Origin of the sequence: Dyadobacter sp. BE31 (assembly GCF_031457695.1) — a bacterium.
In the GTDB taxonomy this organism is placed as follows: Bacteria; Bacteroidota; Bacteroidia; order Cytophagales; family Spirosomataceae; genus Dyadobacter.
Map to the genome: position 1 here is coordinate 550782 of NZ_JAVDXA010000003.1, position 17945 is coordinate 568726.

Here is a 17945-nt window from a genome sequence, read left to right on the forward strand (position 1 = left end):
TACTTTTGGAACATCAAATTTTTCCAAAGTTCTCATTCACATTGAATTATGATTCACACAGACATTTGCATTATAGGGGCCGGGCCAGTGGGGCTCTTCGCGGTTTTCGAGGCTGGACTACTCAAAATGCGTTGCCATCTCATCGATGCGCTGCCCGTAGTAGGCGGCCAGCTTGCTGAAATTTATCCCCAAAAACCCATTTACGATATTCCCGGCGCGCCGGCCATCATTGCCGAAGATCTTGTAAACAACCTCATGAAGCAGATCGAGGAGTTCAAACCGGGGTTCACATTGGGCGAAAGGGTGGAAGCGCTCGAAAAGCAGGACGACGGCAGCTATATTGTCCGCACCAACGAAGGAACCGACGTGCATTGCCAGGTGGTGGTGATAGCGGCAGGACTCGGCAGCTTTGAACCTCGGAAACCGGCCGTAGAGCAACTGGAATACTTTGAAGGGAAAGGCGTGCATTATATGGTGAAAAAGCCGGAGCAGTTCCGGGGACGGAACGTGGTGCTGGCCGGTGGCGGTGATTCCGCGCTCGACTGGACGATCTTCCTGGCCGATATCGCTTCCCGCGTCACGCTCGTACACCGGGGCGATACGTTTCGTGGCGCGCCGGATTCGGCCGAAAAAGTGTACGATCTGGCCGGAAAGGGTAAGATCGACCTCATTCTGCAAGCTCAGGTGAACAAGCTGGGAGGTAACGGAGTGCTCAAAGAGGTTTCTATTTTAGGAAATGACAAATCGATCACCACCATTCCCACCGACGATTTCATTCCGCTTTTTGGCCTCAGTCCGAAACTTGGCCCTATTGCCGACTGGAACCTGGGCGTCGAGAAATCGGCGGTGATCGTGGATACCTTCGACTACTCCACGAATGTCGAGCGCATTTACGCGATCGGCGATATCAACACCTATCCGGGTAAGCTGAAACTCATTTTGTGCGGTTTTCACGAAGCGGCCATTATGATGCAGAGTGCATTTAAGTACGTTTACCCCGATCAGAAATTAAGTTTCAAGTATACCACTGTTAACGGTGTTAATCCATTTTAGCCATGATCAATATATTCATAGAGAATGATTTAGGAGAGCGACAGGCACTGGAAGTCCCCACCGATATGGGTTTCAACCTGATGGAGATCCTCAAAGCATACGAATACGATATCCAGGCAACTTGCGGGGGAATGGCGCTTTGCGCGACCTGCCACATCGAAGTGCTGGGAGGCGGGGAAAAGCTGCCGGAATGCAACGACCAGGAACTCGATACGCTCGATACGCTGCCGAATGCCGACGGTAACAGCAGGCTCTCGTGCCAGCTCCGGCCGTCCGACGAAATGGACGGGTTAGTGTTTCGCCTGAAAGCCTTGCAGGAAGCTTGAAATAAGGTTATTAGAATTTTGGAACAATAGTACATAAACCTCCGCTGGCGATGCAGCGGAGGTTTTTAGTATATCAAAACAGCTGTTTGACGCGCGAAAGGGCTTCATTGACCCACAGCCGGTACATTTTGCCGGAGAAATGCAGCTGATCGCCGGCGATCATCGACGGGTCGTTCAGAGCGGTGCGGGAAATGCCGGTGATGTCTATGAAAACGACTTTCAGTTTGTCGCATTCGTCTTTTCCGATGGCGTTGAAGCTGTCTATTTCTGCGGCGATGTGATCGCGGTTGCCTTCGCCCATAGCGGTTACACCCCAATCCGGAATGGAGAGCACGAACACATTCCCCGCATCGTCGCCTGCGTAGGCGATCGATTTCTGCAAAAGCTGGCGAAATTCGACCCTGTACTCCTCCTTATTTCTACCCTGGTACTGGTTGTTGACCCCGATCAACAGCGATACCAGGTCGAATGTACCCTCAGCTGGGCTTTGCTCCAATGCATCGAGCAGGTTACGTGTGGTCCAGCCCGTTCGTGCGATGATTTGTGGAGTGGCAATCGGCTTTCCTGCCTTTTTCAGCTCGTCGGCCAATATCACAGGCCAGCGCTCATCCGGCGCGACACTCTGTCCGATGGTATAGGAATCGCCCAGCGCCAGGTAATGCGGCTTGCTCCTTTCATCGGGTGTTTCCGGACCTGCCGAAGCGGACGGCCCCGGACTCTGGCTGCCACCGCACGCCAGCATGCAGAACAGGACCGCAATTTGATACAGTTTCATACCCCATATACTGTTTGCGGCCGATTTTGGATCGAAACGCAGTTGATTTTACTCAGGCCATCACTGCAATCAGGCTTAATGTAATGCCTGCAAGTTCCTTATTGCCGGTTAAATGGGCTTTGGCCAATGCTTCATCGGGTTTGATGGCTTTGGTAAAAAGCTTCCAGGCTGTGTCGGCATCGAGCTGCACGGATGCTTCCGGGGCGGTTTCGGAGGTTTCGTCGATGATCCAGCCATTTTCTGTTTTAACTAAAAACCATTCAAATACCTCTTCCAGCGCAATGCCTATGCGCACGGCGGTACCTTCGGGTGCTTGCGTGTGCCTGTACGTATGCGGGAGCCCGCGCAGGAAGGTTTCGATGAGCGGGCGGAAGAGCCGCGGAGTCATAATGCCGGGCCTGTTTACTGCGTCGCGGATCTGTTGCTGGTGGTGCCATTTTTCGGTGTATTCGCGGGCGATGTGGAACCAGTTTTTAGAAACGGTTTCACCGGCCCAGGACACCGAAAAGATCGCGTCGGCTTGCAGGTCCTGCTGCTGCATGATTTGCGAATATTGCTTACCAGTGCTTTCCAGGAACTCGGTAAGCAGGGTAGGGCTTATTCGTTTGGAAGCTTTTACCCAATCCGCATTCAACTGGTTCAGATAAGCTACCAGATCGTCATAGCTGTTGATTTCCCGGTCGGGCGCTGTGAAATGGCCGTCGCGGTACATGGAGATCACGCGGATGTTGCCGTCGAGCAAATGCGCGGCGACGTCGCGGACTCTCCACAGGCGGGCGACGGTCGGTTTTTCCCAGTCTTCGGGCGTAAGGGATCTGAGCAATGCAATGAGGTGTTCGTCGAGCTCGGCAAACAGGTGAATGGTGTGAATCATGGCGGTGGTATGGACTTGTTTGGCCTTAAATATCGATGAAAAAGGGATTTGTTGTGATGTTCAGGATGTGATTTGGTATTTTTGGGCTGGTTCAAAGTGCAGAAAAATGACTTATTGCTTAGGAATAAAAGTGAAAGAGGGACTTGTAGCCCTGGCCGATACGCGGATCACCGCAGGTACCAATACCACCACCAAAAAGAAGATGTACGTCACCCAGCAAGACAACTACTCGTTGTTCATCATGACCAGCGGGTTGCGGTCCGTACGCGACAAAGCGGTGCATTATTTTGAAGAACTGATCAGCGAAGGCGTCGTTTACAACAAGCTTTACAAGGCTGTCAATGCATTCGGCGAGCAGATTAAGCGGGTCGCCGAGGAGGATAAGGCAAGCCTGGAAAGGTCAGGCCTGAAATTCAACCTTAATACCATCGTGGGCGGTCAGTTGAAAGACGACAAGGAACACAAGCTGTTTCTTCTTTACTCGGAAGGCAACTGGGTGGAACTCGACGAGGGCTCCCCGTACGTGATCATCGGTAACTCCGGTCAGGGAAAAGCCATATTGAACCGTGTGCTCAATGAAAACTCGACGATGAAGCAGGCGCTGAAAGCCGGGTTTCTCTCATTCGACTCCACGCGCGTGAGCAACAACGATGTCGATTTCCCGATCGATGTAGTGTTGTACAAAAAGGACAGCTTTTCCATTGCCGAACATCGTTACGAGCAAAAGGACATGGAAGAGATATCGAGAATCTGGGCCGAAAAGCTTAAACAGGCGCTGGACGACATCCCCGAGGATTGGATGGACAAAACCTTCGAAAAAATGCCATAAACACAAAAGGGGACGAAAAGTCCCCTTTATTATTGAGGGCCAGCGGCCCGGCACATTTCCCATCCAGGGACTTTAGTCCCTGGGGCAAGGACAGGCTTAAAGGCCATATTTGTCGATCAGGTACAGCATAGAGGCCATCGCAGCAGCGCCGAGTTCCAGCTCGCGTTTGCTTACGGTCTCAAACTTATCGTTAGCGGCATGGTGGTAATCGAAATACCGCTGCGTATCGGGCATTAACCCCAGCAGCACCGTACCCTGCTGCGCCAGCGGCCCGATATCCGCACCTCCGCCGCCAGGCCCCAGCTCATGCACGCCATAAGCCGCAAAGAGCTTCGTCCATTGCTGTATTTTGGCTTTTTGCTCCGGCGTACCTACAATCCCGAAGCCGCGTGGTGAAAACCCTCCGTGGTCGGATTCAATGGCCGCGATATGGGTTTCGTTCCTGGACTTAGCAGAATCGGCGTAAGTTACGCCGCCTTTCATCCCATTCTCCTCGTTCATGAACATCACCGCGCGAAGCGTGTTATTAGGCTGGTAACCCAAGGCTTTCAGGATCCGCACCGCTTCGATGGACTGTACGCAGCCAGAGCCGTCGTCGTGCGCGCCCTGGGCGAAATCCCACGAATCGAGGTGGCCGCCTACGGCAATGTATTTGTTCGGGCTGGTTTTTCCCTTCAATTCGCCGATCACATTATGCGAAGCGGCGTCGGGAAGCGTTTCGCAATTCTGTTCGAAATAGAATTCGGTATCGGGGTTTTCTTTCAGTGTGTTGGTCAATAATTCTGCGCCGTTCGTGCTGATGGCCGCTGCCGGGATCATTGGCGCACCGCTCGCGTAGCGCATGCTGCCCGTATGTGGGAAATCGTCGAGGCGGGTTGTCATGGAACGGGTAATGGAACCTATCGCACCCAGCTTGGCGGCCTCGCTCGCACCCGCGGCTCGCTGTTCCACCGCACCCGCGTAGGCTTCGAATGTATTGATCTTGGTAGGGTCCATCGGGCGGTTAAAGAACACGATTTTACCCTTCACTTTCTCAGTGCCCAGGTCGCGAAGCTGCTGGAAGCTCTTAACTTCAACTATTTTAGCCTTGATGCCGCCCTTCGGCGTGGCGATGGAACCACCCAATGCTGCTATCGGAACTTCTATTTTCTGTTTGTAGGTGATAATGTGCGCTTTCTCTTTCGCACCGCGTACCCAATGCGGTACCATCACATTTTGCAGAAAGACATTGTCGAAATGCTCGCCTTCCATCACCGATTTGGTATACACGACAGCCTTCGCAGCCCCGTCCGAACCACTTAGCCTCGGGCCGACTTGCTGTGTGAGGTGCCGTAGCCATTCGTACGATTGGCCTTCCCCGAGCGCGGTATCGTAAATTTTACGAATAAAGATAGAGTCGGCCTGGAAGTCGGTTTGGGCCGAAACAGGAAGCGCTATCCCCGTAATGGAAAGGGACAGCGCGGTAAAGAATTTTTTCATGCAGTAACGGGAGTTTTGGAAGTTTATGAGTTGATAGTTTATGAGTTTAAAGCAAACATAGTTAAACTTTGGACTCATAACCTCATAAACATTAAACTCCATTTAGCTCGGCTTCACATTTTTCCCCTGCCGTTTGGCAATGGAGAGCAATAATGCCGGCAAGAGGATCAGATTGGTGCACATGGCCACCAGCAAGGTGATCGATACCATCACACCCATTGCCGCCGTTCCGCCGAAGCTGGACGCCGCGAAAATAGAAAAACCACAGAACAGGATCACCGCCGTGTAGATCATACTCAAACCAGTCCCAAAAATAGATGCCGTTACCGCTTTCGACGGGGTCAGGCCCTTTTTGTACAGCTCCTCCCGGTAGCGTGTCAGGAAGTAAACCGTCCCGTCGGACGCGATACCGAACGTAATGCTGAAAATGAGGATCGTCGTCGGTTTGAAATAAATATCGAAATAGCCCATAATTCCGGCCGTCAATGCAAGCGGGATCAGGCAGGGGAGTTTCGAAAGCAGGATAATAGGGATGGAGCGGAATAGCGCCATGCCCACAATCGCGATCAGAACGATCGCAATGAGCAGGCTCTCATACAAATTGCTGAGCAGGTAATCGTTGCTTTTCAGGAACACCAGACTGTGGCCGGTAAGGCCTACCTTGTATTGCTCAGGACTAAAAATCGAATCGACTTTCGGGCGGATGCGGCCCATCAGCTCCTTAATGCGCTCGGAACCGACATCGGCCATTTGGAAACTAACCCTGGTAACGCTTTTGTCCTCGTTCAGAAAGGAAGTCAGCTGCTTGGCCGCGCCTTGCTGGCTTTGCAGGTACGGGGCCATTTTGTTCAGTTCCAGCACGCCGGGCAGCGCATAATATTTAGCATCGCCGCCGCGGTAACCCTGGTAAAGGAATTTGGATGCCTCCACAATGGAAACCGGTTTGGAAAATTCAGGGAACTTGGCCATTTCATTCTGCAAAGCCTTGATCTTGTACAAAGTCTTGGCCTGGTCCGCGAAAACCCCGTTTGGTTGCTGAGTATTGATCATTACCTCGAAAGGCAATACACCATTGAAGTTCTTCTCAAAAAAGCGGAGGTCTGTATACACGACATCCTTTTTAGGCAAATCATCCACCACATAACCGATCGTCTTGATCTTCGTCATACCGAATGCCGAAACGACGATCAACACCACCATGGCAATGTAAATCTCTTTCCGGCGATTGTGCACCAGGTTGTTCACCATCCTGAGGAACCCGAATGCCCATTTTCCTTCGAGGTGTTTCAAGTGGCGCGGCTTAGGCGTGCTCATGTAATGCAGGGTAATGGGCAGCAGCACAAGGCAAAGTACGTAGGTGACCATCACGCTGATGGCTGCCACCACGCCAAACTCGACCAGCAAAATGCTGTTTGTGAAATAGAACACCCCAAAACCAATCGCCGTGGTCATGTTCGCCAGGAATGTCGACAACCCGATTTGCCGGATCATTTCGCGCAGCGCCTCGTCCTTGTTATTATGGGATACCAGTTCTGCCTGGTATTTGTTGATCAGGAACACGCAGTTGGGTACACCGATCACAATGAGCAGCGGAGGAATAAGGCCAGTCAGCGCGGTGATTTTGTAATTAAATAAATGCAAAATCCCCACGGAGAACACCACACCAATGAGCACCACTACAATGGAGAGCAAAGTAAGGCGGAACGAGCGAAAGAAGGCCCAGAGAATGAGCAAAGTGACGAATACCGCCAAACCCATGAAAAGCTCCATCTCGCCGGAGATCTTCTTCATATTCACGGTCCGAATGTAAGGCATCCCGGAATAATGCAGATCGGTATTGTATTTGGTGGCGAACGTTTCGGACATTTTTTCAATGTCGTCGACGATCGTCAGGCGGCGTTTCGAATTGAGCTCCTTGTCGTTGAAGGTGATGACGATGAGCGTCGCATTGGTTTTATTATTGAGTACCAATCCTTCGTAAATGGGCAGATTGGCAATCTCTTTTTTAATGCTGTCGGCCTCCGCCTGGGTGTTGGGGATATCGCGGATAACCGGGGAAAAATCGAAACGGGTGAGACTGTCGTTGCGGGCGATTTTGTAGACGTTGGCCAGCGAAAGAACATTCTTGATCCCCTCCGTCTCCTTAATTTGCTGCGAGAGTTTGCACCAGTCGCGGAATTTGTTGATCTCGAAAAGCTGCGGGTCCTGCCAGCCGATCACCATGACACTGCCGTCTTCGCCGAAAAGCTTGCGGAAGTCCTGGTATTCTTTCTCTACGGGGTCGTTAGAGGGCAGGATGCGTGCGAAATTGTAGGAGAGTTCAATTTTGCCGGCTTCATAGGCCATGAAGACCGTCGATACTAACACTAATGCAACCCACAAAAGCCGGTAGCGGATGATGTAAGTTGCTATTTTATTCCACATAATTAATTATTCAGTTCACAAAAAGTTGCAAATATAGCTACTACGAAGGGAAAAGGGGCATTTTTGAGGCTTCAAATGCCCGTCAATCTTTCAAGGTGATGGTATTCAATGCCAAAGAACCGCTTGGCTTCCCGGATCTTTTCGAGCGCTGCCGCTTGTGATTTTTCGGTTCTTTTGCCCTTCGTTCCCACTATCAGGACGTTTTTGGGCGTATGGGCGTCGGAAATAAATTCGAATACCTTCGTCTTGTAGCCGAAATATTCCAGCACCAGTGCGCGGATACCATCGGTTACCATTTCCGCCTGTCTTTCCAGGAAAATACCGTGCCGCGTGAGGAAGCTCACGTCGTTTTCCGTTTTGTGTTTCTCGATTTGCCTGCGGATTTGTTTGTGGCAGCAGGGCGCGACCACGATCAGGTCGGATTCAGCCTGAATGCCTTTGAATATCGCATCATCGGTGGCAGTGTCGCAGGCATGGAGCGCGATGAGGATATTCGTGCCGGCAGCGTCGAACTGGTCAATCGTACCTTCCCGGAACGATAGCCCCCCGAACCCAGCGTTTTGGGCGATCCGATTGCATAATGTCACCAGATCCTCCCGAAATTCGATACCGGTTACTTCCGGTGCGAGTTTCAGCACATTTTTGAGGTAATCGTACAGGGCAAATGTGAGGTAACCCTTGCCCGAGCCCATATCCGCCACCCTGACCGCATTTCCGGGATTAATTTCCCTGATCAGGCTGCTCAGAATGTCGATATAGTGGTTGATCTGCCGGTATTTGTCCTGTGCATTATGAAACACATTGCCCTGCTGGTCGGTAATTTTCAGATCGAACAGGTAACCTTTGCCATTCGATGAAATGAGCCGGTTTTTGTTCTTGTCGTGGCTCAGCGAGGGCGTATCCCGGTTGGCGACGGCTTTTTTCTTCAAGGTTGCCTTGCCGCTCGGGTGCATTTCAAGAAGCACGTCGGAATCGGTCATTTGCAAAGTCGCAACGCGGAAATCGCTTCCGAGCCATTGCGCAAGCATCCCGGTCACCTCCTCGTACGTGTGGTTTTTGGTGATATCGCGGGTTTTGTGGCGATAGGTAAGGCTGAGCCGAGGCTCTTTCTTGATGAGGACTTTCTTGATGTAGATGTTTTTCAGGCTTTCATCGGCGCCGTGGTAGTTGCCGAGCGAGAGTTTGACGAACGAGTCGTTGCGGAGACTATTCTCGCTCTCAGCAATGAATTCCTGAGCCTTTTCGGTAATATTCATGAGGGTGCTTCAATCTTTTCTATAAAAGGTAACGACCAAATGTGCCGTTACAGTCTCATTACACTGGGAAAATCACTTGATGATCACTTTCGGGATCTCGATTTCGACGCGAATGCCGTTTTGGTCCTCGCTGTGGATGTGTATTTTACCATGCAGACTTTCCACGCGGCTTTTGATGTTTCTTAATCCGACTCCCTGCCTGCTGGGTTCTATCATCCCGGTGCCGTTATCGCTCACCACGAGGATAATCGTTTTGAGGTTTTCGGTCAGATCTACGGATGCCTCGGTGGCGCCGGAGTGTTTGATAATGTTGTTGGTCAATTCCAATACAATGCTATAAAGTTCAAACTCGATCTTGTTGTTGAGCCGGTTATTCATTCCCTTCTGGTTGAAAGCGAATGCGATATTCTTGTTTTCATTCAGTTTGCTGATGAGCCGGTGCAGGGCCATGATCAGGCCATGCTCTTCGAGCTCGGCCGGCATGAGGTTGTGCGAGAGGCTCCTTACTTCCTTGTAGGCGGCACCTACCATCTGGTGTACACTTTCGTAGATCTTTTGTTCTTCTTCGGAAAGGACTTTTTTATCAATTCCGTACAAATACCAGTTGAGCGACGCCAATGTGCCACCCAGATGATCGTGCAGTTCGGCCGCGACACGTTTTCGCTCGATCGTCTGCCCTTCGATGAGTGCGGCCTGTATTTCGGCGTTTTTCCTGCGAAGCTTTTTGTTATTAAACCAAAGGAAGATCGCAAACAGGATTACGAGGCAGGAAAAGCCGATCAGGAACCGCTGTACTGTGCGCTGCTCGCTGATAATTTTCTGCTGAATTTCGGAGTCCATCAGCTTGTTATCGTACATCAGCTGGTACATCGTATACTGGCGCTTGATCGTCTCGTCATGGATCATCCGTCGTGTGTAGTTCACTGCCTGGCTGTAATTGAGCGCCACATCATACATCTCTTTTGCCTTGTAGGAACGGGAAAGCGTTACGAGCGCCCAGTTGGTTTGCTGGGTCGAATGGTATATTTTGGAATAGGTCAATGCCCTGAGGCCGGCTTCAATGGATTCATCGTATTTTTTCTGATAGTAGTAAATATTGCTGAGGTCGTTCAGGCAGTTCAGCTCTCCATATCGATTCTGTATTTTCCGGAACAGCGCAATGCTTTGCAAAACGTATTTTTCGGCCTCGGAATAGTTGGCTGTGCGCACTTTCATGTAGCCGATACTTTGCAGAACCGTAGCGCGGCCCCAGTCGGAATTCATTTTGTCGAACATCTTATATGACTGGTCGTACAGCTTCGCCGCTATATCGTACCTACTTTTTTCGCGGTAGCAGTTGCCCAGGTTCTCGATGCTCAATGCGAGCGAGCTGTCGGCTTTCAGTTGGGTAAAAATCTGTATGGCATGCTCGTAATTGATCCGGGAAGAGTCCCATTGGCGGTATTCAGAGTAGCTCTCACCCAGGAACCTTTTGCCGTGGGCAGTGAACATAGGCATTTTCAACTGTTTTGAGAGGGTAATCGTTTCATTGGAAAGCTCCCTCAGAACGTCGTAGCTGCCGTCCAGCAAATAATACGTGCTCAGCAGGTTGTAGGCGAGGAGTTTCCCTTTTGCCCATTGGTGTTTTTGCGAAAGCCTCAGTACATGTTTGGAATAGAACATCGATTTTTCCGCATCCTGAAACAGATACTCGGAAGCAAGCCTGTGGTATTTGTGGATGAGGACGGTATCTTCGGCAAAGCCTTCCTGCGGCTTGGATTCCACCACCTCGGTACTTCTTTTTGGCTCGTTGCCCTGGCCGATGGAGGTGCATTGACTGAAAGAGAGGATACACCCTAACGAGAAGAGGAGAATTAGTTTGTAGAATTCATTCATATAACACTGATCTCTTGTGAGTTAGGTGCGTAGCGGGTTGTCGAAGGCTGGTTTAATAAGGCACGTGGAGTTAGCCTTTACTTACAAAAATATTGTCTTTTATGTAATATCTGTAAGGAAGTTCGCGGCCGACATTAATGCCGATGCGTGGTCCGCTTGTAATCGCCTGAGGAGCAGTGAGTGGCGCGCGGAGATACAACGCTTCGCCGGTGAGCAGGGTAGCATTGTGTTTGTTTCGTTCAATGCCCATGGCTTGCACCAGTTTGCCGGGGCCGCGGCAAAGTTCTTTGAGCGCGACCTTACCGGTGGGGGACATACCGGGTGTTTTCCCGGGCCGAAGCAGCCTGCGCATTTCCATGAGTTCGATGCCGGCCGTAGGCTGCAATGCTCGGATCAGCACCGCTTCCCCGGTGCCTTCCGCATTGCTGACAATATTGAAGCATTGGTACATCCCGTAAATCAGGTACACATATACCGTGCCGGCGATGCCATACATCGGCTCGGTACGCGCGGTACGCCGGTTGAATGCATGGCACGCGGGATCGTCCTGCAAATAGGCTTCCGTTTCGACGATTATGCCGCTCGTGAGGCCATCCGGGCTTTCATGCACCAGTTCGCAGCCGAGCAATTTCTGCGCGAGCGTTCGGGTATCATAATCGGAAAAGAAGGAAAGAGGAAGCTTCTCTCCGGGCATCAGATAATGTTCATCGTTTGCTCCTTGATTTTTTCGAGCTCGTCCTTCATCTGCACTACCAGGTGTTGGATGGTGGCGTCGTTGGCTTTCGAGCCGATGGTATTGATCTCCCGGCCGATCTCTTGCGCGATGAAATTGAGCTTTTTACCATTGCTTTCCGAAGCTTTCATCGTTTCGGTGAAATAGGTAAGGTGGTTGGCCAAACGGATCTTCTCTTCGGAAATATCGAATTTCTCGACATAATAGATCAGCTCCTGCTCGAAGCGGTTCGGATCGAAATTGTCGTCGGTCAGCAGATCCCTTACCTGCTTTTCGAGGCGCTCGCGAACGGCCGGAATGCGGGTTTTGTCCTGTTCGGCCACCTGGTCGAGGAGGTTCTGGATAGTTGCGATGTATTCGGCGAATTTGTCGGCGGTCATGCGGCCTTCCTGCTCACGGAAAACAGAGCATTTGCGGAGTGCTTCCATTACGGCGACCTTGATCTGCGACCAGTCATTCTCCTTGCTGGATTCGTCCACCGTTTCGTTGTTGTAGGCATTCGGCATTTGCAATGCAATGCGCAGCAGCTCGGTGGTGTCAGGTGCGAAGCCCAGCGAACCCGCCGTTTCCGACAAGTCCTGGTAGTAAGCGCTTACCAACGGGCGGTTCACGGACGTGGAAGCGACGGCTTTACCAACGGGCTGTACGGTCAATGTAAATTCGACCTTACCACGTTCGAGCGACTGGGTAATGAGGTTACGGATTTCGATCTCCCTTTCGGAATAGTTGCGCGGTACGCGGCAGTAAATATCCAGGAATTTGGAGTTCAATGTCTTGATTTCCACTGTGACATTGATCGATTCGGATTCGATGTTGGATACACCGTATCCGGTCATTGATTTGAGCATAATGATGTGCGTTGGTTCCGGTTGGGGAACGGGTTGATGCTTGTTTCGACGGCCGACGGCTGACCGCCGATTGCTATTTTTTTAAAATACCGCTGACACATTTCGACTGTCGGCCGTCTGCCGTCGGCGGTCAATAACTAATTAAATCGCTGCTTCCCACCCGATTTTGCGGGGTGCTGACTCTCAGAAGGTTGTGGCTTCGAGATCAATGCATTTTTTTCCATATCTGCATTGAAAATACGGAACCTCGATACGTCACAGGCCAGGTACAGCGCTTGGAGCAATGAGCCGGGCTCTGCCAGGTTTTTGCCTGCAATATTGTAGGCCGTACCGTGGTCGGGCGAGGTGCGTACGGCCGAAAGTCCGGCGGTAAAATTCACCCCTTCGTTGAACGAAAGTGTTTTGAATGGGATCAGGCCCTGGTCGTGGTACATAGCCAGCACGGCATCGTACTGGCGGTAAGTACCTGCCGCGAAGAAGCCGTCGGCAGGGAAGGGCCCTACTACTAAGTTCCCTTTTTCTTTAAACTGCTTGATCACCGGTTGGATGATTTCGATTTCCTCCGAACCGAGCAAACCGTTCTCGCCAGCGTGCGGGTTGAGGCCCAGCACGGCCAGTTTAGGTTTTTTAATACCAAAATCGCCTTTCAACGACTGCAAAATCTGCTCAATCTTGGCAGTGAGTTTTTCCGCCGTGATGTGATCGCGCACGTTTTGCAGGGGCATATGGCCCGTGAGTACGCCCACACGCAGGTCGCCTGCGACCATGAACATCAGTGCATCATCTTTGCCGAATGTTTCGGCGAGGTATTCGGTATGGCCGGGGAATTTGAAATCGTCGTTCTGGATATTGTCCTTATTGATCGGGCCCGTAACGAGGGCCTGGATTTTCCCTTCTTTGAGATCTTCGACGGCACGCTTCAACGATGCAAAAGAACCCTGACCTGCTTCGGCGGTGATTTTTCCAGGCTGTATTTCGGTCTGATGGTCGTGCCAGCAGGTGATGACGTTCGTGAGTTTATGGTTGGCCTGCTCGGGTTTCTGGATGCCGTGCAGGTTCCAGTCTTTCATTTCAAGCAGGTTGCGGTACTGGTTCAATACTCTCAGGGAGCCGTAAATGATTGGTGTGCACAATTTTGATAACTGGTTCCCCTCTAATGCTTTAAGGATTACTTCCGGGCCAATTCCGTTATAATCGCCTATTGTGATCCCGATGACCGGTTTATCACTGTGTTGTTCGCTCATGTAGGTAAATGCTGTTCTATGTGTTCTCCTGCGTAATTCTGTATTACTTTTGCCGAACGGTTCAACCGGCAAGTTACAAAAAATCCTGTGCTACTATGAAAATCCTGATCGCAGACTCCATGCATCCGTCATTATTCGAGATGCTGGATGAGCAAAAGTGGGAATATGATTACCATCCTGAATACAAAAGAGAAGACATAAAGAACGCATTGCCCGGTTACGACGGGCTGATGATCCGCAGCAAGACGTTTCTGGATCGTGAAATGCTCGAAAATGCGAGCAAATTGCGCTTCATCGCGCGCGCCGGCGCAGGCCTCGATCTGATCGACCTGGACGTGGCGAAAGAACTGAACATCGAAGTGTTTCACGCCGGTACGGGTAATCGTGACGCGGTGGCAGAACAGGCCCTGGGGATGTTACTGGCGCTTTTTAACAACATTCTGCGTGCCGACAGGCAAGTACGGAACGGTATCTGGGACCGTGAGGGCAATAGGGGAGTGGAGCTGATGGGGAAGACCGTCGGCCTGATCGGTTACGGAAACAATGGATCGGCTACTGCCAGGAGATTGAGCGGTTTTGGCTGCAAAGTACTTGCGTATGATAAATACCGTGACAATTACGGCGACGCATTTGCGACCGAATCGTCAATAGAGGAAATCCAGCGCGAAGCCGACATCCTCAGCTTGCATATTCCATTGACCGATATTACCCGTTATCTCGTTGATGACGAATTTATTAGCGGCTTCGCCAAGCCATTTTATTTAATGAACTTATCCAGAGGTGAGGTGGTGAAATTAAAGGCGGTTACCGGGGCTTTGGAAAGCGGCAAAATCAAAGGCGCTTGCTTGGATGTGCTTGAAAATGAAAAGATAGGGAAACTAACCGCCGAGCAGCAGGAAGTTTTTGACTATTTGTGTGCGTCGGATCGTGTGGTACTTACTCCGCACATCGGTGGCTGGACGCATGAAAGCTATGTCCGGATCAACAAAGTGTTGGTTGAACAAATCCGGAACTGGCTATAAACAAATATGCCGACCAATGGTCGGCACGTTTGCATCTATTAGCCATGAAAAATAAAATACTTACTTGCCAAGTGTACCGCGAAGCGCACGTGGGATTTCAACTGATGCGATCGGGTTGCTTGCCGCTGTCAATATAACAAAATTTTCAGCTTTGAGTGCACCAACCTTCACAGATTTTCCTAAATCTAGTTCAGTCACATCAACATTTACATAGTCAGGGATGTTATCCGCAAGACCCTGTACGCGCAATTTACGCAATTTTTGGTTCATTTTACCACCTTTCATTACCCCTGCAGATGTACCGGTCAATTTGATAGGTACTTCAACTTTAATTTCTTTTCCGGGTAAGATTTGCAGAAAATCCGCGTGGATCAACGCATCGTTTACCGGGTGGTATTGTGTTTCCTGAAGAATCGCATTGTACTCGGTACCTTCGATGTTCAGTGTAACGTTAAAAATATCCGGTGTGAAAAGCAATTCACGGAACAACATAGCTGGTGCATAGAAATGCACTTGTTCAGCACCTCCGTACAGCACAGATGGAACATAACCCTGAGCGCGCAAGTTTTGTGATTCCACCTTGCCGAGATTCGCTCTTTTAAACCCTACAATCTCAAGACTTTTCATACGAATTTTTATAAGAAAGTTAAATAAAAGAAAATTTACTGAGAATTTATAAACAATGAACTAATAGATTCGTGATCGCGGATCCGACCTATTGCCTTTGCAAAAATTTCTGCAACAGACAGTACGCGGATTTTTTCATTCTGTTGCTTAAGAGGAATAGTATCTGTTACTATCAGCTCTTCAAGCACCGAGTTGGCAATGTTTTCATGCGCCTTGCCCGACATAATCGCGTGGGTACTGATCGCCCGCACGGACGTCGCACCTTTTTCCATGATAATCTCGGCTGCCTTGCAAAGCGTACCACCCGTGTCGATCAGGTCGTCTACCAGCACTACGTCCATCCCTTCCACATCTCCGATCACCTGCATGCTCGCGATTTCATTGGCGCGTTTCCGGTGCTTGTCACACAGGATCATGTCCGCATTCAGAAATTTGGCGAAATTCCGTGCACGTGCAGCGCCGCCTACGTCAGGCGATGCGATCAGCAGATTTTTAAGGTTCAGGGATTTGATATAAGGAACAAAAATCGAAGTTCCTTCGAGGTGGTCGACAGGCAGGTCTAAAAAGCCCTGGATCTGTCCGGCGTGTAAGTCTATGGTCATTACGCGGTCAACTCCCACTGCCGTAAGGAGGTTCGCAACGACTTTCGCTGCGATAGCCACGCGTGGCTTGTCCTTTCTGTCTTGTCTGGCGTAGCCGAAATAAGGGATTACCACCGTCACATAATGTGCCGAAGCACGACGGGCAGCATCCACCATCAGCAACAGCTCCATCAGGTTATCGGCAGGAGGGAATGTAGATTGAATGAGAAAAACATCACAACCCCTGATCGACTCCTCGAAACTTGGCGACAGCTCACCATCGCTGAATTTCCGTAACGTGTAGCCTCCCAGTTCCTTACCATAATACCTGGCAATGTCTTTGGCCAAATATTCGGACTGACTCCCCGAAAATATTTTTACTGTATTGAATGAACCCATGGCCAAACTAAAATTTGCGCAAAATTAAATAAAACCAGTTAATTAAGATAGTATCTTTTTAAAAAAATATAATAAATCTGCACAACACAGTATCCGACCAGCAATCCGACGAGCGCTCCAACGAGGATGTCGAGCGGGTAATGCACCCCCACATATACGCGGCTATATGCGTAAACGACCGCCCAGAGGAACAAAAAGGCCATTTGCGGTACCTTATTTTTCAGCAGGCTGAACCACGCGATTGCCAATGCAAAACTCGTCGACGCGTGTGATGAAGCGAAGCCATACAAACCGCCGCAATCGGTGACGTGGTGCATTACGGTGGTGATCGTGGGATCGTGGCAGGGCCTTAACCTCAAAAAGTAGGGCTTCATAAACCCGGAAGTAACCTTGTCGGCCACGACGACTGCCAGTACCACGGCAATCACTATGAAGCCGCCTTTTTTCCAGCCTTCCGCGCGGATTGTCAATGCGATCAGCAGAATGTACAACGGGACCCAGGTGAATTTATAGGTCACCCAGTACATCACCGTGTCGAGCCAGGGTGTGTGGTGGCCATTGAGCCATAAAAACAGCTCCTGGTCGGCGCGTACTATGCTATGTACCGCATCCGTCATGAACTGAAACCGAGCACTTTTCTGACTTTGCCGATTGTTTCCCGAGCGATTTCCCGCGCTTTGGCTTCGCCTTCCACAAGAATGCCTTCCAGTTCCTCCGTATTTTCCATATAATAGTTGAAAATGCGGCGTGGCTCCGCGAATACCTCCATAAAGCATTCAAAAAGCGCCTGCTTGGCATGCCCATAGCCGTAGCCGCCGTTCAGGTAGTTCTGACGCATGGTTTCGATATCCGACTCTTTTGCGACCAGGCTGTAAAGCTGGAACGTAATGTCGTTATCTGGATCTTTGGGCTCTTCGAGTTGCTTCGAGTCGGAAAGGATCTTTTTTGTGACCTTTTTCAGCTCATTCTCCGGCAGGAAGATATCGATGTAATTGTGGTACGACTTGCTCATTTTCTGGCCGTCGAGTCCAGGGATCGTCATGATGCGCTCGTCGATCTTCGGCTCGGGCAGCACCAGAATATCTTCACCCGCCAGAATATTGAAGCGGTTGGCAATGTCCTTGCTCATTTCAAGATGCTGCTTCTGGTCTTTGCCTACGGGGATGATATTGGCATTATAAAGCAGAATATCGGCCGCTTGTAGTACCGGATAGGTGAAAAGCCCCGCATTCACATCCGCCAGTTTCTCCGACTTATCTTTAAAAGAAGTCGCGTTCGCGAGCATCGGGAAAGGCGTGAAGCAGTTGAGGTACCAGTTAAGCTCGGTATGCTCTTGCACCCGCGACTGGCGCCAGAAAACATTTTTTTTGTAGTCGAATCCGAATGCGAGCCAGGTTGCTGCAATCGCACGGACATACTCGCCACGTTCCGCGCCGTTTTTCAGCGTCGTGAGCGAATGCAGGTCGGCAATGAAGAAAAAGGATTCGTTCTGAGGATTTTTAGAGAGTTCGATCGCAGGTTTGATGGCTCCCAGGATGTTACCCAGGTGAGGTCGCCCGCTGCTTTGAATGCCTGTTAGGATTCTGGCCATTTATTACTA

Annotated in this window: 17 protein-coding genes; 4 read left to right on the top strand and 13 right to left on the bottom strand. The window is 50.5% G+C overall.

Annotated features, from left to right (window positions below; all coding sequences use genetic code 11):
• Nucleotides 1–48 precede the first annotated feature (48 nt).
• Nucleotides 49–1053, top strand: a complete 1005-nt coding sequence (locus J2Y43_RS17965; protein WP_309985195.1) for an NAD(P)/FAD-dependent oxidoreductase — start codon at nucleotides 49–51, stop codon at nucleotides 1051–1053.
• Nucleotides 1054–1055: 2 nt separating this feature from the next.
• Nucleotides 1056–1379 (top strand): 2Fe-2S iron-sulfur cluster-binding protein, encoded by a 324-nt coding sequence (locus J2Y43_RS17970; RefSeq protein ID WP_309985197.1) that lies wholly within the window; start codon nucleotides 1056–1058, stop codon nucleotides 1377–1379.
• Nucleotides 1380–1452: 73 nt separating this feature from the next.
• Here J2Y43_RS17970 and J2Y43_RS17975 read toward each other — a convergent pair whose 3' ends face one another.
• Entirely contained in the window at nucleotides 1453–2154 is a 702-nt protein-coding gene (locus J2Y43_RS17975) for an SGNH/GDSL hydrolase family protein (protein ID WP_309985199.1), read from the bottom strand.
• Between the two features lie 52 nt (nucleotides 2155–2206).
• Complete coding sequence (locus J2Y43_RS17980; RefSeq protein ID WP_309985201.1) at nucleotides 2207–3028, bottom strand: maleylpyruvate isomerase N-terminal domain-containing protein; 822 nt, start codon at nucleotides 3026–3028, stop codon at nucleotides 2207–2209.
• 106 nt (nucleotides 3029–3134) lie between these two features.
• Between J2Y43_RS17980 and J2Y43_RS17985 the strand changes: the two genes are divergently transcribed.
• Nucleotides 3135–3857 (top strand): peptidase, encoded by a 723-nt coding sequence (locus tag J2Y43_RS17985; RefSeq protein ID WP_309985203.1) that lies wholly within the window; start codon nucleotides 3135–3137, stop codon nucleotides 3855–3857.
• A 96-nt stretch (nucleotides 3858–3953) separates the two neighbouring features.
• Here the strand turns inward: J2Y43_RS17985 and J2Y43_RS17990 are convergent, their stop codons facing one another.
• From J2Y43_RS17990 to pdxA, 7 genes are all read right to left on the bottom strand, one after another.
• A complete protein-coding gene (locus J2Y43_RS17990) occupies nucleotides 3954–5336 on the bottom strand; it encodes a M28 family peptidase (RefSeq protein WP_309985205.1) in 1383 nt (460 codons plus the stop codon).
• Nucleotides 5337–5438: 102 nt separating this feature from the next.
• The gene (locus tag J2Y43_RS17995) at nucleotides 5439–7760 is read right to left on the bottom strand and encodes an MMPL family transporter (protein ID WP_309985208.1); all 2322 of its coding nucleotides are present in this window, start codon (nucleotides 7758–7760) and stop codon (nucleotides 5439–5441) included.
• 71 nt (nucleotides 7761–7831) lie between these two features.
• On the bottom strand, nucleotides 7832–9016 hold the full coding sequence (locus J2Y43_RS18000) for an SAM-dependent methyltransferase (RefSeq protein ID WP_309985210.1): 1185 nt from the start codon (nucleotides 9014–9016) through the stop codon (nucleotides 7832–7834).
• A gap of 72 nt (nucleotides 9017–9088) precedes the next feature.
• Nucleotides 9089–10891 (bottom strand): sensor histidine kinase, encoded by a 1803-nt coding sequence (locus J2Y43_RS18005; RefSeq protein ID WP_309985213.1) that lies wholly within the window; start codon nucleotides 10889–10891, stop codon nucleotides 9089–9091.
• A 70-nt stretch (nucleotides 10892–10961) separates the two neighbouring features.
• Complete coding sequence (locus tag J2Y43_RS18010; RefSeq protein ID WP_309985215.1) at nucleotides 10962–11585, bottom strand: DNA-3-methyladenine glycosylase; 624 nt, start codon at nucleotides 11583–11585, stop codon at nucleotides 10962–10964.
• The gene (locus tag J2Y43_RS18015; protein WP_309985217.1) at nucleotides 11585–12472 is read right to left on the bottom strand and encodes a YicC/YloC family endoribonuclease; all 888 of its coding nucleotides are present in this window, start codon (nucleotides 12470–12472) and stop codon (nucleotides 11585–11587) included. Before J2Y43_RS18015 ends, J2Y43_RS18010 begins: the two co-directional genes overlap by 1 nt.
• A 137-nt stretch (nucleotides 12473–12609) precedes the next feature.
• Nucleotides 12610–13716 (bottom strand): 4-hydroxythreonine-4-phosphate dehydrogenase PdxA, encoded by a 1107-nt coding sequence (pdxA, locus tag J2Y43_RS18020; RefSeq protein ID WP_309985219.1) that lies wholly within the window; start codon nucleotides 13714–13716, stop codon nucleotides 12610–12612.
• A gap of 8 nt (nucleotides 13717–13724) precedes the next feature.
• Between pdxA and J2Y43_RS18025 the strand changes: the two genes are divergently transcribed.
• Nucleotides 13725–14738: a 2-hydroxyacid dehydrogenase gene (locus J2Y43_RS18025; RefSeq protein ID WP_309985221.1), complete on the top strand. Its 1014-nt coding sequence runs from the start codon at nucleotides 13725–13727 to the stop codon at nucleotides 14736–14738.
• 60 nt (nucleotides 14739–14798) lie between these two features.
• Here the strand turns inward: J2Y43_RS18025 and J2Y43_RS18030 are convergent, their stop codons facing one another.
• Genes J2Y43_RS18030 through trpS form a run of 4 tightly spaced genes read right to left on the bottom strand, consistent with a single transcriptional unit; the run spans nucleotide 14799 to nucleotide 17936 of the window.
• Nucleotides 14799–15365, bottom strand: a complete 567-nt coding sequence (locus J2Y43_RS18030; protein WP_309985223.1) for a 50S ribosomal protein L25/general stress protein Ctc — start codon at nucleotides 15363–15365, stop codon at nucleotides 14799–14801.
• Nucleotides 15366–15400: 35 nt separating this feature from the next.
• Entirely contained in the window at nucleotides 15401–16345 is a 945-nt protein-coding gene (locus J2Y43_RS18035; protein ID WP_106595328.1) for a ribose-phosphate pyrophosphokinase, read from the bottom strand.
• Between the two features lie 38 nt (nucleotides 16346–16383).
• On the bottom strand, nucleotides 16384–16962 hold the full coding sequence (locus tag J2Y43_RS18040) for a phosphatase PAP2 family protein (RefSeq protein ID WP_309985226.1): 579 nt from the start codon (nucleotides 16960–16962) through the stop codon (nucleotides 16384–16386).
• Entirely contained in the window at nucleotides 16959–17936 is a 978-nt protein-coding gene (gene trpS / locus J2Y43_RS18045; RefSeq protein ID WP_309985228.1) for a tryptophan--tRNA ligase, read from the bottom strand. Before trpS ends, J2Y43_RS18040 begins: the two co-directional genes overlap by 4 nt.
• Nucleotides 17937–17945 lie beyond the last annotated feature (9 nt).